The sequence below is a fragment of the Streptomyces sp. NPDC030840 genome (genome assembly GCF_055572015.1).
The window spans coordinates 111,549-125,130 of the sequence record NZ_JBVIEE010000002.1; the positions used below are offsets into that span (position 1 = coordinate 111,549).

The 13,582-nt window shown below is 69.5% G+C and carries 12 protein-coding genes, 1 tRNA gene and 1 pseudogene; 10 read left to right on the plus strand and 4 right to left on the minus strand.

Annotation, left to right across the window (positions count from 1 at the left end; genetic code table 11):
- Nucleotides 1-132: 132 nt before the first annotated feature.
- Nucleotides 133-1,398 carry a YncE family protein gene (locus tag ACZ49J_RS04465; RefSeq protein ID WP_467448776.1) on the plus strand — a complete coding sequence of 422 codons (1,266 nt, stop codon included), beginning with the start codon at nt 133-135 and terminating at the stop codon, nt 1,396-1,398.
- Between the two features lie 7 nt (nt 1,399-1,405).
- On the opposite strand, the gene ACZ49J_RS04470 is transcribed toward ACZ49J_RS04465, so the two are convergent.
- The gene (locus ACZ49J_RS04470; RefSeq protein ID WP_468347958.1) at nt 1,406-3,286 is read right to left on the minus strand and encodes a cellulase family glycosylhydrolase; all 1,881 of its coding nucleotides are present in this window, start codon (nt 3,284-3,286) and stop codon (nt 1,406-1,408) included.
- Between the two features lie 447 nt (nt 3,287-3,733).
- Between ACZ49J_RS04470 and ACZ49J_RS04475 the strand changes: the two are divergent.
- The 5 genes and pseudogenes from ACZ49J_RS04475 to ACZ49J_RS04495 form a co-directional block, all read left to right on the plus strand.
- A pseudogene (locus ACZ49J_RS04475) lies at nt 3,734-4,056 on the plus strand (non-heme iron oxygenase ferredoxin subunit); the annotation flags it as partial.
- A gap of 92 nt (nt 4,057-4,148) precedes the next feature.
- Nucleotides 4,149-4,664: a TetR/AcrR family transcriptional regulator gene (locus ACZ49J_RS04480; RefSeq protein ID WP_468347961.1), complete on the plus strand. Its 516-nt coding sequence runs from the start codon at nt 4,149-4,151 to the stop codon at nt 4,662-4,664.
- Between the two features lie 464 nt (nt 4,665-5,128).
- On the plus strand, nt 5,129-5,578 hold the full coding sequence (locus ACZ49J_RS04485; RefSeq protein WP_467448771.1) for an Hsp20/alpha crystallin family protein: 450 nt from the start codon (nt 5,129-5,131) through the stop codon (nt 5,576-5,578).
- Nucleotides 5,579-5,792: 214 nt separating this feature from the next.
- The gene (locus ACZ49J_RS04490) at nt 5,793-5,930 is read left to right on the plus strand and encodes a hypothetical protein (RefSeq protein ID WP_467448769.1); all 138 of its coding nucleotides are present in this window, start codon (nt 5,793-5,795) and stop codon (nt 5,928-5,930) included.
- Between the two features lie 101 nt (nt 5,931-6,031).
- A complete protein-coding gene (locus ACZ49J_RS04495) occupies nt 6,032-6,478 on the plus strand; it encodes a DUF2267 domain-containing protein (RefSeq protein WP_467448768.1) in 447 nt (148 codons plus the stop codon).
- A 193-nt stretch (nt 6,479-6,671) separates the two neighbouring features.
- Here ACZ49J_RS04495 and ACZ49J_RS04500 read toward each other — a convergent pair whose 3' ends face one another.
- Nucleotides 6,672-7,514, minus strand: coding sequence for an MBL fold metallo-hydrolase (locus ACZ49J_RS04500; RefSeq protein ID WP_467448767.1), 843 nt, complete (start codon nt 7,512-7,514; stop codon nt 6,672-6,674).
- Nucleotides 7,515-7,751: 237 nt separating this feature from the next.
- Between ACZ49J_RS04500 and ACZ49J_RS04505 the strand changes: the two genes are divergently transcribed.
- Both ACZ49J_RS04505 and ACZ49J_RS04510 read left to right on the plus strand, forming a co-directional pair.
- Complete coding sequence (locus tag ACZ49J_RS04505; RefSeq protein ID WP_467448863.1) at nt 7,752-9,173, plus strand: family 43 glycosylhydrolase; 1,422 nt, start codon at nt 7,752-7,754, stop codon at nt 9,171-9,173.
- Nucleotides 9,174-9,204: 31 nt separating this feature from the next.
- On the plus strand, nt 9,205-10,611 hold the full coding sequence (locus ACZ49J_RS04510) for a glycoside hydrolase family 43 protein (RefSeq protein WP_467448766.1): 1,407 nt from the start codon (nt 9,205-9,207) through the stop codon (nt 10,609-10,611).
- Nucleotides 10,612-10,688: 77 nt separating this feature from the next.
- On the opposite strand, the gene ACZ49J_RS04515 is transcribed toward ACZ49J_RS04510, so the two are convergent.
- Entirely contained in the window at nt 10,689-10,877 is a 189-nt protein-coding gene (locus ACZ49J_RS04515) for a hypothetical protein (protein WP_467448765.1), read from the minus strand.
- Between the two features lie 216 nt (nt 10,878-11,093).
- On the opposite strand from ACZ49J_RS04515, the gene ACZ49J_RS04520 reads away from it, so the two are divergent.
- Complete coding sequence (locus ACZ49J_RS04520; protein WP_467448764.1) at nt 11,094-12,233, plus strand: glutathione-independent formaldehyde dehydrogenase; 1,140 nt, start codon at nt 11,094-11,096, stop codon at nt 12,231-12,233.
- Nucleotides 12,234-12,359: 126 nt separating this feature from the next.
- On the opposite strand, the gene selD is transcribed toward ACZ49J_RS04520, so the two are convergent.
- Nucleotides 12,360-13,397, minus strand: coding sequence for a selenide, water dikinase SelD (gene selD, locus ACZ49J_RS04525; RefSeq protein ID WP_467448861.1), 1,038 nt, complete (start codon nt 13,395-13,397; stop codon nt 12,360-12,362).
- Nucleotides 13,398-13,477: 80 nt separating this feature from the next.
- On the opposite strand from selD, the gene ACZ49J_RS04530 reads away from it, so the two are divergent.
- Nucleotides 13,478-13,572, plus strand: a tRNA-Sec gene (locus tag ACZ49J_RS04530).
- The last annotated feature ends 10 nt before the right edge of the window (nt 13,573-13,582 follow it).

Below are 13,582 nucleotides of genomic sequence, written 5' to 3' on the forward strand. Positions count from 1 at the left end.
GTCCGCGGTCTTGTGTTGACGGGCACCCCTTCCTTACTTTCCAGTAAGTTCACTCTGAACGGTGGCGTTTTCAGTTTTCACGCCGCCCGAGAGCCGCCTTGGCACGCCCCCACCCAGCAGGAGGAACGACCCATGCCCGCCTCCGGAACCCGCCGTTCGACAACGCGTCACCTGTGTGCGCTCGCCGCCGCCGCCGCCCTGACCGCGGGCGCCGCGGCGTCCGCGTCCGCCGCCCCGGCCGCCTCCGCCGACCTGCGGGAGGTGATGTTCGTGGGCAACAACTGGGAGGGCACGGCCGACGTCATCAAGTCCTCCGGTGACTTCGCGAAGATCGGCCGGATCAACGTGATACCGGACAAGGAGCAGCGGATGGCGGAGATCAACGCCGATCCGATCCGGTGGATCGCCTTCATGACCATCCGCAACAGCGTGGGCGAGGGCCACGACCAGTTCGTCGACGACATGTACTCCACCCCCGACGGCAGGTCGATGGTGGTCTCCCGTCCGAGCTTCGCCGACGTGGTCTCGATCGATCTGGCCTCGGGCGACATCAACTGGCGCTTCCCCGTGTCGGGCTTCCGCGCCGACCACATGGCGGTCTCCCCCGACGGCAAGCGCGTCGCCGTCTCGGCCTCCACCTCCAACACCGTGCACGTACTGGACATCGACACCGGCAAGCAGGTGGGCTCGTTCGGCACGGGCGACAAGCCGCACGAGAACATCTTCACCAGCGACGGCAAGTACATCTGGAACATGTCGATCGGCGACGTGAACACCGCGACCGACGCGACCTGGCTGGACTGGACGAAGGGCGACCGCAAGATCACGGTCGTCGACGCCTCCACGTTCAAGCAGGTCAAGGTCATCGACATGCGGGAGCGGCTCGACGCGATCGGCCTCAAGGACTACTCCGACGCGGTCCGCCCCGCCGCGTTCAGCCCGGACGAGTCCAAGCTGTACTTCCAGGTGTCGTTCTTCAACGGTTTCTTCGAGTACGACGTCGCCACGGACAAGATCACCCGCACCAAGGAGCTGCCGAAGAACCCGGCGACCAGCACCGACCGCACCACCTGGGTCAACGACTCGCGCCACCACGGCATCTCGATGAAGCCCGACGGCACGAAGCTGTGCGTCGCGGGCACGATGGACGACTACGCGGTCGTCGTCGACCGCGCCACCCTCAAGGAGGGCCCGCTCGTCACCGCCTCGAAGCCGTACTGGGCGACCGTCAGCGGTGACGGCAAGTCCTGTGTGGTCTCCGAGAGCGGCGCCGACCAGGTCACGGCGATCGACTTCGCCACCGGCAGGAAGACCGTGTCCGTGGCGGTCGGCGACCACCCCCAGCGTGTCCGGCTGGCGCACGTGCCTGCCAACTGGACGGGACCGGCCGCCGACTGACTCCCGGCTAGTCGAACTCGGAGGCCATCCACGACGACAGCTCCGTCCGCGCCGCGCCCAGCAGCGACGCGGACGGGGCTGTCGCGCCGTTGGTGACCAGGGCGTAGTGCAGCGTGCCCGAGTCGGCGGCGGTGAGCAGCAGCCGGCGGCTGCCGGTGCCGCCCGGCTCGCTCGCGGTGGCGATCGCGGTGGTGCGGGTGTACGCCGGAGGGCCGACCGTCGTGCCGAGGTCGGAGACCACGGTGGTCGACGCGTTCGGGAAGGACGCCGGCAGGTGCAGTTCCGTGGGCTCGGAGCTGCCGTCGGAGCGCCACACCAGCAGCGCGTACTGACCCGAACCCACGAGCTGCCTGACGTTCGGCAGGGAGCTCGGCACCGGGTTCCACGTCAGGGTGGTGGAGCCGTCCCGTGAGCGGTCCTCGTAGGTGAAGGCGAGCGAGCGGCCCGCCGTGGCGCTCGGGTAGACGCGGTCCAGCAGTCGCGCGTCCTGGCGCAGCACGGCCTTGCCCGAGTCGTCGAGGCGTACCGCGGACAGGTCCTCGCCATTCCAGGCGTCGCCCTCGGTCTGCACCTTGTCCGGGTTGTCGTTCATCAGCTCGTGGTGGCGGCCGTTGTAGATGTCCCACTGCCACTGGGAGCCGGAGAGGACGGGACCGGAACCGGCGGGGTTCGCCCACCAGTTCGCGCCCTTCACCCGGGAGTCGAGGGCCTGGTACATCGCCTTGTAGACCGTCGGCGCCTTGTCGGAGACGGAGCCGGTGAGCGGGTGTCCGAACTCGCTGATGATGCCAGCCGTCCCGGCGGCGGAGGCCCGGTCGCGCACGGTGCCGAAGTCGCCGACGTACTGGCCGTCCTCGGCCTTGCCCCACATGAAGACGCCGGAGATGGCCTTCTGGTCGTAGAAGTGGGTGTTGAAGACGAAGCGCGGGCCGAGCGTGCCCGCGTCGAGCAGTCCGCCCTCCTGCTTCTGGAAGTCGAGGTTGGCGTTCCAGAAGAGGTTGGGCTCGACGAAGGCCGGCTTGGCCTGCCAGCCCGCGGCGTCCATGCGGGCACGGAACTTGACGTAGAACGGCCACAGGACGTCCTTCTCCCACGCCCGGCTCGTCTGGCCCGAGTCGTAGGTGCCCGCGTGCGGTTCGTTCCACGGGTCGAAGCCGACGACGCCCGCGAACTGAGCGGCCGTCAGGTTCTGCTTCAGGTACGCCATCGTCTTCTGGGCGGTGTCGAGGAAGGCGTCCTGGAGGCCGTACTTGTTGTGCCAGAAGTCGTACGTCGACCGCTTCACCGCCTCGTTCGAGGTGATGTTCTGACCCCAGAACGGGCAGATGCCGCAGTACTCGTCCGGGTAGTCGCCCAGGTCGACGGCCCACTTGGGGGCGCCGTCGCCGGTGTACCAGCTGTCGGAGTCGAACAGCCAGCGGGAGTAGAGGTCCTGGTGGAAGTCGGGGTACACGCGGATCCCGGCGTCGAGGAACGCGCGCATCTGGTCGGTCGCGGCGGCCAGGTAGGCCTTGTCCACCTGGCCGCGCACGGGCTCCGCGTACGCCCAGGAGAGCAGGAAGCGGACCGAGTTGCCGCCGCCGAGCGCTCTCAGCGCGGTCGCGGACTTCCTGGCGTCCGCCACCGAGGCGAAGGGCAGGCCGTTGTTCTCCTTCAGCTTCGTCTCGCCGGAGACGTTGTAGCCGCGCAGGACGACCTCGCGGCCGAGACCGTCGGTGAAGCGGCCGTTCTCGACGGTGAGGGTGGCCGCGGCCGGTGCGTCGAACCAGAGTTCGTCGGGGAGGGCGGTGGCGGGCTGGGAGCCCGCCGTGGTCAGGAAGCCGGTGACGAGTACGAGGACACCGAGCCAACGGGTGCGTTTACTTGACATGTCCGCGACATACGACATGTCCACCACAGTCGCAACGACCGAGCGAGGCGTCAATAGCACCTGACGCACGAGTAAGTACCCGATTTCGCAAAGGTATTACCCTCAGGGTCGCGCTCATCCAGCCCTTGGTCCCGGCTGCGCCAGGGCGCCTCGCCCACGGCGGGGGCAGGCCGCGCTCCCGGCCGGATCGCTTGCGCGCGTCCCCGCCGCCACATGTGTCACTACGGCCCTTGAGGGCGGCGAGCCGGGCAGACACATCGAGCCCGCCGACAAAGAGGTCGACACACAGCACGGGTCTGGCCTAGGCCCATGTGCCGAGGCCGGATCGGACCGAGGGCGGATCTCCGCGCACGGCCACGTCGCTGACGTGGGCGATCAGCCACGATGACGCGGTGACGCTCCCCTGCTGCCAAACGGACCCCTGCGGAGGGGATGACCGCCACTTGGAGCCACCCGAGGAGTTCGATGCCCACCGGCGGCTACACCTGTCTCTGCGAGGTCGACGTACTGGAGAAGGGCGTCGCCCGGCGGTTCGAGGCCGAGGCGTGCCGGTCTCGCTGGTCCTGACCGAGGGCGAGGTGTTCGCGATCCACGACGTGTGCTCGCACAGTGCTGTCTCGCTCTCCGAAGGAGAGGTGGACGGGTGCACGGTCGAGTGCTGGCTGCACGGCTCCCGCTTCGACCTGCGCACCGGCAAGCCGCTCGACCCGCCGGCCACACGGCCCGTCCCGGTGTATCCGGTGCGGATCGAGGAGGGACGCGTATACGTCGATGTCGCACCGCGGAGCGATGGACGACCTAGCCTTCGGGCGATCTCGCGGCGGAGCGAGCTGACGCCGTCCGCAACCGTGCCCGGCTGCTGGAGGCGGCCGCCCGGCTGGTGGCCGAGCGGGGCGCCGAGCACGTGCCGATGCACGAGGTCGATCAGGTCGCCGGGGTGGGCAAGGGAACGCTCTTCCGCCGGTTCGGCGACCGCAACGGGCTCCTGCTCGCTCTGCTGGACGACGTGGAGGCTGAGTTCTATGACGCATACACCTCAGGTCCGCCCCCTCTGGGACCGGGAGTACCGGCGCTGGACCGGCTGACGGCCTTCGGCTGTGCTCTGATCGAGCGCGTCGCGGACCAGACGGACCTGGGTCCGGCGCTGTGCCGTCAGGTGAGCAGCGAGCGCCGCCAGACCTCGCACTACGGCCGGGCCTACCGCCACCACGTCACCTCGCTGCTGCGCGAGGCGGAAGTCGTGGGCGACCACACCATGCTCGCCCACGCCCTGCTCGCCTTCGTGGGCCTGGAGACCCTCGACCACCTGCGTGACGACGACCAGGTCAGCACCGCACGTCTACAGCGCGCATGGGCGGATCTCGTACGGCGGGTGACCGGCTCCGACGAACGATGAACGCCCGCCTCCAGGGCGAGCAGGCCGAGGCGGAAGAGCGCCGCTTCCAGCCGCGTCGACGTCACCGCGGCGTTCCCGGAGACCCACGGCCGTGATGTGCACGGCACCGGTGAGGTCCCGGCACGACACCGCGCGCATCGCCGACCGGTCCCCGCGGCCCACCCCCGCGCAGCCCGGGACCAGGTCCCGCGTGCGGGCCGCTGGAGGTCTCGTGCGCTGCGTCAGCAGGGCCCGCCGCTCAGGCCCACCAGTAGTCAATGAACGCGGCGCCGGCCGACCACGCGAGCATCGGCGGGACGGGCCGCGGGGATGCGGTTGCTGGCGGCCCGGAAAGCCGACCTGGCACTTCGGAGATGTTCAGGCGCGCAGCCCCTCGGGTACGTAAATCCTGGATAAACCGGTAGAAACCGCCCTGGAGGTGAAGAACGATGTCTCTGCCTGCGCGACGCGCCCCTGGGAGTCGGATGCCCGAACGGCGCTTCCCCGGTTGGGCCGGGGACCCGCTCGCCGAGTTCGACGACCTCTTCAGCCGCATGGGCAATCTGCTGGAGTCCACGGTGGGCGGCGGCCCGACGCCGACGACTGGGACGTGGGCCCCGACGGCTGACGTCTCCGAGACCGACGACGCCTACCTCATCGAGGTCGATCTTCCCGGCGCCAAGCGGGACGACATCGACATCGAGATGGGCGAACGCGAACTAACCATCAGCGGGGAGCTCAAGGAAAGGGACCGTGCCGGAGTCCTGCGCCGCGGCACCCGCCGGACGGGCCGGTTCGAGTTCCGGGCCATGCTGCCGGGCGAGATCAACGCCGACGGCGTCAGCGCCACCCTGGCGGACGGCGTACTGACCGTGAGCATCCCCAAGGCCGAAGCGACCAAGCCCCGCCATATCGAGATCTCCAGCGGGGAGTGACCGCTCGCCTCGGCCCACCGCCGCTCCGGCCCCGGGCAGGCTCCGACCACCCGGGGTCCGGGGCGGCGCGCGGCCGCGGTCGGCGCCCGCACCGCGACCGCACGGAAGAACAGGCGGGGATGTGACGTGACTCCTACTGCGACCGGGCTTGGCCCACGGAGGATGGGCCTTCGCCTGTCGTCGAATCGGCGCGCTCGCGGGAAGGAGTCCGCACATGTCCGAGCACGTGCACGTCCGCCTCAACCGGGACCTGGCGGTCTCCGAGGACGGTGAGCTCGTGGAGCACTCCTCCTGCCGCTGCGGGGCCACCTGGACCAGGACCTACCAGGTCACGGAAGAGGGTTCCGAGTAAGGAGTCTGCGCGGCCGACCGTCGCGGCGTACGGGGGCGCCCGGCTACGACCCCGAGTCCCGCGACGAAGGTGGGCCCGACTCCCGACCAGGGTGGAACACCATGCGCATGCGTTGGGAAGGGTTCCTGGCAGCGGTCCAGGACCGGGGTGAGTACAGCACGCCGCAGGAGGCAGAGCGAGCCGCCCGGGTGGTGCTCGCACTGCTGGGCGCACACCTGGTGGGCCAGGCACGCGCCGAGCTGGCAGCCCGGCTTCCCGAGACGTTCGCCGTGGTGCTGCTCAACCCTCTCCAGGCCCACGAACCGCTCTCGCCGGAGCGGTTCGTCCGAGCCACAGCGGCCTGGATCGAGGGGGCCACCGAGCAGACGGCGACGTGGGATGTCAGCGCGGTGCTCAGCGTCGCGGCCGATGCCGCGGGCGAAGACCTGATGAGCAGACTCCTCCTGCAACTGCCCCCGGGCTACGACCTGCTCTTCGGCCGGCCTCAGCCCTCCACGCCCCAGGGGGCCGAGCCGGACCCCTCGCCGCCCTCCGGGAACGAGCAGTGAAGCCCGTGGAGCGGCCCGCCGGCCTGCCGGTCCTCCGACCTGTGCCGATCCTCCGACCTGTGCCAACCCTCTGACAGGCGCCGGCCCTCTGACCGCTACGGCGGAACCGGATGGGGGCGTGGAGCGACTGCGCGGCGCCAAACGCTTTCGGCGGCCACGTGTCGCAGTACCGTCCGCCCCCATGGGCCTCGGCTCACACCACATGGACCTCTGCTTCGGGAGTCACCCGGGCCCGGCGGCCTCGGCCGCACCGTACGACATGGTGGGCCCAGCCGCGCCGCTCCGCCTCGGCGAGGAAGTCGGACAACGGCGAGCGGAACACCGAGTAGTCGTCGTAGTGGACGGGCATGGTCAGGCGCGGGCGCAGGCGGTCCACCAGTTCGGCGCCCTGCCGGCCGTTCATGGTGACCATCCAGCCGCCGGGCAGGGTGGTACCGCCGAGATGGAGCATGGCCAGCCCGATGTCCGGATACCGCCGAGCGATCTCGTCGAGCCCGTCGAACAGCAGGGTGTCGCCGGAGATGTACAGCCTCACCCTGACCCCACCGCGCGCCGGTCCGAACTCCAGCAGGCTGCCCATGACCGGCGGCAGCAGGTGGCGCGCCGGGCCGAGCGCGTGCTGCCCCGGCAGAGCCGTGACCGTGACCCGGCTGCCGCCCCGCTCGAGGGTGTGGCTGTGCCAGGTGGGCAGGCCGGTGGCCTGTTCGAAACCATCGCGCACCCGCAGCCACCGGGCGGCGTGCGGGGTGGTCAGGACGGACAGCGAGCGGTCGAGTTTCCGCCGGGCGACCCGATCCCAGTGATCGCCGTGCAGGTGCGACAGGACGACCGCGTCCAGGTCACCGGGCAGGTCGCGGACCCTCAGCGCCGGCTCGGCCAGACGGCGGGCGAACAGTCCGTAGCCGAGATGCGCGTACTGCCCCCGGTGGAGGAAGTTCGGATCCGTCAGCAGCGTCAGCTCGCCGTAGCGGATCAGCGTGGTCGCGTTGCCGATGAACAGGATCTCCACGGTGCCGTCCGGCGGCACGTCGGTCATGGCCCACCACCTCCACGGTCGCTGCCTGACCCACGCCCGGGTACCCCCGCACCGGCCGCAGGAGACATCCGTGTGAAACCTGTGTGACGGGAGCGTTGACGCGGTCATGCGAAGGATCTATCTTCTGGCCGAACTTACGAACCACGTTCGAAATACCGACAGCCTGTGTCGGTGTCTCTCCACCCGCAGAGGGAGAAGCCCGTGAGACCCGCGTTCACCCGTCGAACGGTCCTCGGCATGATCGCCGGCTCGGCCGCCGCCACCGTCACCGGAGTCTGTGCCGGTGCGGCCCACGCCGCCGTGCCCGCCTCACCCGGCGTGACGTACACGAACACCCTCGCCGAGCAACGGGCCGACCCGCACATCTGGAAGCACACCGACGGCTACTACTACTTCACGGCCACGGTGCCCGCGTACGACCGGATCGTCCTGCGCCGTGCCACCACGATCCAGGGGCTCTCCTCGGCCACCGAGACCACCATCTGGACCAAGCACGCCACCGGTGAGATGGGCGCCCACATCTGGGCCCCGGAGATCCACTTCATCGACGGCAAGTGGTACATCTACTTCGCCGCCGGCGCCGCGAACGACATCTGGAAGATCCGGCCGTACGTGCTGGAGTGCACGGCCGCGAACCCGATCACCGGCACGTGGACCGAGAAGGGCCGTATCGCGCTGCCGCTCGACACTTTCTCCCTGGACGCGACGACGTTCGTCGTGAACGGGTCGCGCTACCTGTGCTGGGCACAGAACGACCCGGCGGTCGGCAGCGGCACCAACCTCTACCTGGCGAAGCTGTCCAACCCCTGGACCATCACGGGCACTCCGGTCCGGATCAGCACGCCGACCGCCTCCTGGGAGACCATCGGCCACCGGGTCAACGAGGGCCCGGCCGTGATCCAGCGGGGCGGCAAGGTCTTCATGACCTTCTCGGCGAGCGCCACCGACGCCAACTACTGCATGGGGCTGCTGACCGCCTCCGCCTCGGCCGACCTGCTGAACGCGTCGTCGTGGACCAAGACCGCGAACCCGGTCTTCGCCAGCAACGCCGCCACCAGCCAGTACGGCCCCGGCCACAACCAGTTCACGGTCTCCGAGGACGGCAAGTCGGACATCCTCGTCTACCACGACCGCAGCTACAAGGACATCAGCGGCGACCCCCTCAACGACCCCAACCGCCGCACCCGCGTCCAGAAGCTGTACTGGAAGGCCGACGGCACGCCGGACTTCGGTATCCCGGTGGCCGACGGCCTCACCCCGATCCGGCTCTCGTCCTACAACTTCCCCGACCGGTTCATCCGGCACTGGGAGTACCGGGCCAGGATCGAGGCGAACGTCTCCCCGCTGGCCGACTCGCAGTTCCGCACGGTCACCGGACTCGCCGGAAGCGGCACCGTCTCCCTGGAGTCGGCGAACTTCCCCGGCTACTACCTGCGGCACAAGAACTTCGAGGTGTGGGTCGAGAAGAACGACGGCACCGCGCAGTTCCGCGGCGACGCGTCCTTCACCGCGCGGGCCGGCCTCGCGGACTCCGCCGGGGTCTCCTACGAGTCGTACAACTACCCGGGCCGCTACATCCGGCACTACGACTACCTGCTCAACGTGCAGGCTCTCAGCACGGCGACCGACCGGGCCGACGCCACCTTCTACACCCAGTGATCGAGCACCGGCCTCACTGAGGGAGCCGCAGATGACCACCTCCGACCACGACAGACACGACCGCCCCTTCGTGCCGTCCCGCCGCACCCTGCTGCGCGCCATGGCCGCGCTGCCCGCCTCGGCGCTCGTCCTGGGCGAGCTGCCGGGCGTGCTGGGCACCGCCACGGCCGCCGCGCCTCCGAACGGGTCCGCCACCCGCTACACGATCGTGCCGTTCCTGAACAGCAACGACGGCACCGTGAACGTCTACCAGTCCGACGACGCCACCGACTTCCGGCTCGTCCAGGCCTCCGCGTACACGCCGCCCAGCAACCGCATCCGCGACGCCAGCATCTTCAAACACACGGACGGTTACTACTACATCACCTACACGACGCACACCTGGCAGGACCCCAGCACGACCATCGGCTTCGCGCGCAGCTCCAACCGGGTCAACTGGACGTTCCTGTACGACTACACGGTCCCGATCGCGAACCTCTCGCGGGCCTGGGCGCCCGAGTGGTTCGTCGACAGCGACGGCAGTGTGAACGTCATCGTGTCGTGCTCGGCCACGAACGACGAGTGGATCTTCACCCCGTACCGCCTGCGAGCCACCAACTCCTCCCTCACGGCGTGGAGTTCACCGGTCGCCCTCTCCGGTATCGGCGCCAACCACATCGACACGTTCATCGTCAGGATCGGCTCGACGTACCACGCGTTCCCGAAGAACGAGACGACGAAGTACATCGAGTACGCCACGGCCACGAGTCTCAACGGGCCGTACACGATCCGCAGGACCGGCGACTGGGCGGGCTGGGGCGGCACCCGCGAGGGGCCGGCGCTGATCCAGCTCGACAACGGCGGCTGGCGGATCTTCTTCGACGGCTACGGCGACGGCAGCTACTACTACAGCGACAGCTACGACACGTTCGCCACGTGGACGGCGCCGAGGAAGCTGCCGTCGGTCTCCGGCACGGCGCGCCACTTCACGGTGATCAAGGAGACGGTGCCGGGCGGCCCCAGCCTGTCGACGGGGGTCACCCGCTCCTTCCGCTCGGCCAACTTCTCCACCCGCTACTGGCAGGTGCAGTCGTCCCTCCTGAACCTGCCTGTGGTGAGCTCCTCCAGCACCACGGCGGAGAAGCAGGCGTCGACGTTCACGGTAGTGCCGGGTCTCGCCGACGCCGGCGGCTTCTCCTTCCGGGACGCCGCCGGGAACTACCTGCGGCACTGGGACTTCCGCGCCCGCTTCGACCCGAACAACGGATCGTCGGTGTTCGCCAGGGACGCCACGTACATCGCCCGGACGGGCACCGCCTCCGGTTCCGTCCGCTTCGAGTCGTACAACTACCCCGGCTACTACCTGCGGCACTACAGCTACCAGCTGCGGGTGGACCCCTGCGACGGCACAGAGCTGTTCCGGCAGGACAGCTCGTTCCTGCCCGTGACCCCCCTCTGACGTGCGAGATCCCTGCCCTGTGAGCGCGGGCGGCTCAGCCCGGTGCACGCCTGCCGCGTGCGCCGGGCGGTCGGCCGTCAGCTGTCGGCCACGTCCTCGGTACGCCCCTCGGTGAACTCCCACCACGCGAGGGGGAGCCAGTCGCCGTCCACGAAGGCGTCGACGGACGCCCCGCGGCCACGGATGGCCACACGCGTTCCCGCCGGGTACGTGGTGCCCGACAGTCCGGGCACCGGCACGAGCAAGGTCCCGAAGCGCTGATTCACTTTCCTCGTCTTCCCATCCGGCCCGAGGTTGAATATTGCACGTATTCCTCCTCGAAAATAGCTGACTTGTTTCATGCTCCCTATCGGTGGAGCATGAGAGTTAGGTCACGTGAGGCGAGCGGCCATGCTTTCCACGGCCCGTTCGCACCAGGCTACGTTCGGTGGACGGCCGTTTGCCTCCGGCACTGAGCACGAATCGCTTATCGGAGGTGCCACATGAAGGCTGTCGTCTACAAGGGACCGTTCGAAGTAGCGGTGGAAGAGGTGGAGACACCCAAGCTCCAGCGCCCGAACGATGTCATCGTACGGGTCACGTCCACCGCGATCTGCGGCTCCGACCTGCACATGTATGAGGGGCGTACCGCCGCCGAACCGGGCATCGTCTTCGGTCACGAGAACATGGGCATCGTCGAGGAGCTCGGCGAGGGCGTCCACTCCCTCAAGAAGGGCGACCGCGTGGTCATGCCCTTCAATGTCGCCTGCGGATTCTGCAAGAACTGCGTGAGCGACTACTTCGGTTTCTGCCTCACCGTGAATCCGGGCTTCGCCGGAGGCGCGTACGGCTATGTGGCGATGGGGCCGTGGGTCGGTGGCCAGGCCGAATACGTGCGCGTACCGTTCGCGGACTTCAACTGTCTGAAGTTGCCGGAAGGCACCGAGAACGAGCGCGATTTCGTGCTCCTCGCGGACATCTTCCCGACCGGTTACCACGGCAACGAACTCGCCCAGGTCTCGCCGGGCGAGAGTGTCGTGGTGTACGGCGGCGGGCCCGTCGGCCTCATGGCCGCCTACTCGGCCCTGCTGCGCGGCGCGTCGAAGGTGTTCGTCGTCGACCGCGTGCTCGAGCGGCTGCAGAAGGCGGAGGAGATCGGCGCGATCCCGATCAACTTCACCGAGGGCAACCCGGCGGAGCAGATCAAGGAGCAGACGGACGGCGAAGGCACGGACAAGGGCATCGACGCGGTCGGGTACCAGGCCATGGCCAGGGACGAGGACAAGGAGGAGCCCGCGGCCGTCCTGAACTCGATCATCGAGACCGTCCGGCCGACCGGGGCGCTCGGCATACCCGGCCTCTACGTGCCGTCCGATCCCGGCGGACCGGACGAGCAGGCCAAGCGCGGCCGGCTCGTCGTCGCGATCGGCAAGCTCTTCGAGAAGGGGCTGCGTCTGGGGACCGGGCAGTGCAACGTGAAGCGCTACAACCGGCAGCTGCGCGACCTCATCATCGCGGGGCGCGCGCGGCCGAGCTTCGTCGTCTCCCATGAGCTGTCCCTGGACGAGGCGCCCACGGCGTACGACAAGTTCGACAAGCGCGTCGAGGGCTACACCAAGGTGGTTCTGCACCCGGGGAAGTGACTCTTCCGGGGTAGCTCTTCCACGACGGCGTCCGTCGGTCAGGGCCGCAGGCCCGGGTCGGCGGGCGTCGGCTGTGCGGGGCCGCGCGGTGTGAGCGGCGGTCGCTCCTCGCGCGACGAGGCCCGCTCAGCGGACCACCAGGACGGGGTCGCCGCGCGGCACCAGCTCGCCCACGACCGGCGCGCCGGGGATCTCACCGGCCACCAGCAGTCCCCCGGAGGTCTGCGCGTCGGCCAGGAGCAGCGCCTCGTCCTCGCTGACCGCCGACAGATCGCCGTGCGGGCGTACCCACTCAAGATTGCGCCGGGTGCCTCCGCTGACGTACCCGTCGCGCAGCGCCTGCCGGGCACCGTCGAGGTAGGGCACCGCGGTCGCGTCGATCAGCGCCGTGACCCCGCTCGCCCGTGCGAGCTTGTAGGCGTGGCCCAGCAGCCCGAACCCCGTGACGTCCGTCGCGCAGGTGACGCCGGCGGCCACCGCCGCTTCGGCCGCCTCCCTGTTGAGCCGCGTCATAACGTCGACCGCCTGCGGGAACACCTCGCCCGTGGCCTTGTGCCTGCTGTTGAGCACGCCGATGCCGAGCGGCTTGGTCAGGGACAGCGGCACACCCGGCGTTCCGGCGTCGCTGCGCAGCAGACGGTCCGGGTCGACCAGGCCGGTGACGGCCATGCCGTACTTGGGCTCGGGGTCGTCCACGCTGTGGCCGCCGGCGACATGGCACCCGGCGGCCGCGGCCGTGTCCAGGCCGCCGCGCAGCACCTCACGGGCCAGTTCGAGGGGGAGCACGTCCCGCGGCCAGGCCAGCAGGTTCACGGCGAGCAGCGGGCTGCCACCCGTTGCGTACACGTCGGACAGCGCGTTCGCCGCGGCGATCCGGCCCCAGTCGTAGGCGTCGTCGACCACGGGCGTGAAGAAGTCGGTGGTGGCCAGCACGGCCGTGCCTGCCCTGCCCCCCGTGCCGTCCGGCAGCCGGACCACGGAGGCGTCGTCGCCGTCGTCCAGCCCGACCAGCAGTTCGCCCACGGGCTCGCGGACCGGTACGGCCCCGCCCAGGCCCCGCAGTACCTCCTCCAGCTCGCCCGGCGGGATCTTGCAGGCGCATCCGCCGCCGTGCGCGTACTGGGTGAGGCGGACGGCCGCACGGGGCGCGGTCCGTGGGGTCATGTCGACCATGCCGCCCATGATTCCGCATCCGCCCCATTAGCGCCCGTACAGCGCTTTTGCGAAGATGGCCGGTGGTGCGAGGAGGCGTATCCGGCCTGGTGACCGGCCCGGTCTTCAAAACCGTTGAACGGCAGGAGCTGCCGTTGGCGGGTTCGATTCCCGTCCGCCTCCGCCACGTCCCGCGG

Excerpts from the sequence above, each read along its gene's own strand:
- ACZ49J_RS04520 (WP_467448764.1), top strand. The coding sequence starts at position 11,094 with ATGAAGGCTGTCGTCTACAAGGGACCGTTCGAAGTAGCGGTGGAAGAG.
- ACZ49J_RS04470 (WP_468347958.1), bottom strand. The coding sequence starts at position 3,286 with ATGTCGTATGTCGCGGACATGTCAAGTAAACGCACCCGTTGGCTCGGT.
- selD (WP_467448861.1), bottom strand. The coding sequence starts at position 13,397 with ATGACCCCACGGACCGCGCCCCGTGCGGCCGTCCGCCTCACCCAGTAC.
- ACZ49J_RS04510 (WP_467448766.1), top strand. The coding sequence starts at position 9,205 with ATGACCACCTCCGACCACGACAGACACGACCGCCCCTTCGTGCCGTCC.
- ACZ49J_RS04500 (WP_467448767.1), bottom strand. The coding sequence starts at position 7,514 with ATGACCGACGTGCCGCCGGACGGCACCGTGGAGATCCTGTTCATCGGC.
- ACZ49J_RS04495 (WP_467448768.1), top strand. The coding sequence starts at position 6,032 with ATGCGCATGCGTTGGGAAGGGTTCCTGGCAGCGGTCCAGGACCGGGGT.
- ACZ49J_RS04485 (WP_467448771.1), top strand. The coding sequence starts at position 5,129 with ATGCCCGAACGGCGCTTCCCCGGTTGGGCCGGGGACCCGCTCGCCGAG.
- ACZ49J_RS04505 (WP_467448863.1), top strand. The coding sequence starts at position 7,752 with ATGATCGCCGGCTCGGCCGCCGCCACCGTCACCGGAGTCTGTGCCGGT.
- ACZ49J_RS04465 (WP_467448776.1), top strand. The coding sequence starts at position 133 with ATGCCCGCCTCCGGAACCCGCCGTTCGACAACGCGTCACCTGTGTGCG.
- ACZ49J_RS04490 (WP_467448769.1), top strand. The coding sequence starts at position 5,793 with ATGTCCGAGCACGTGCACGTCCGCCTCAACCGGGACCTGGCGGTCTCC.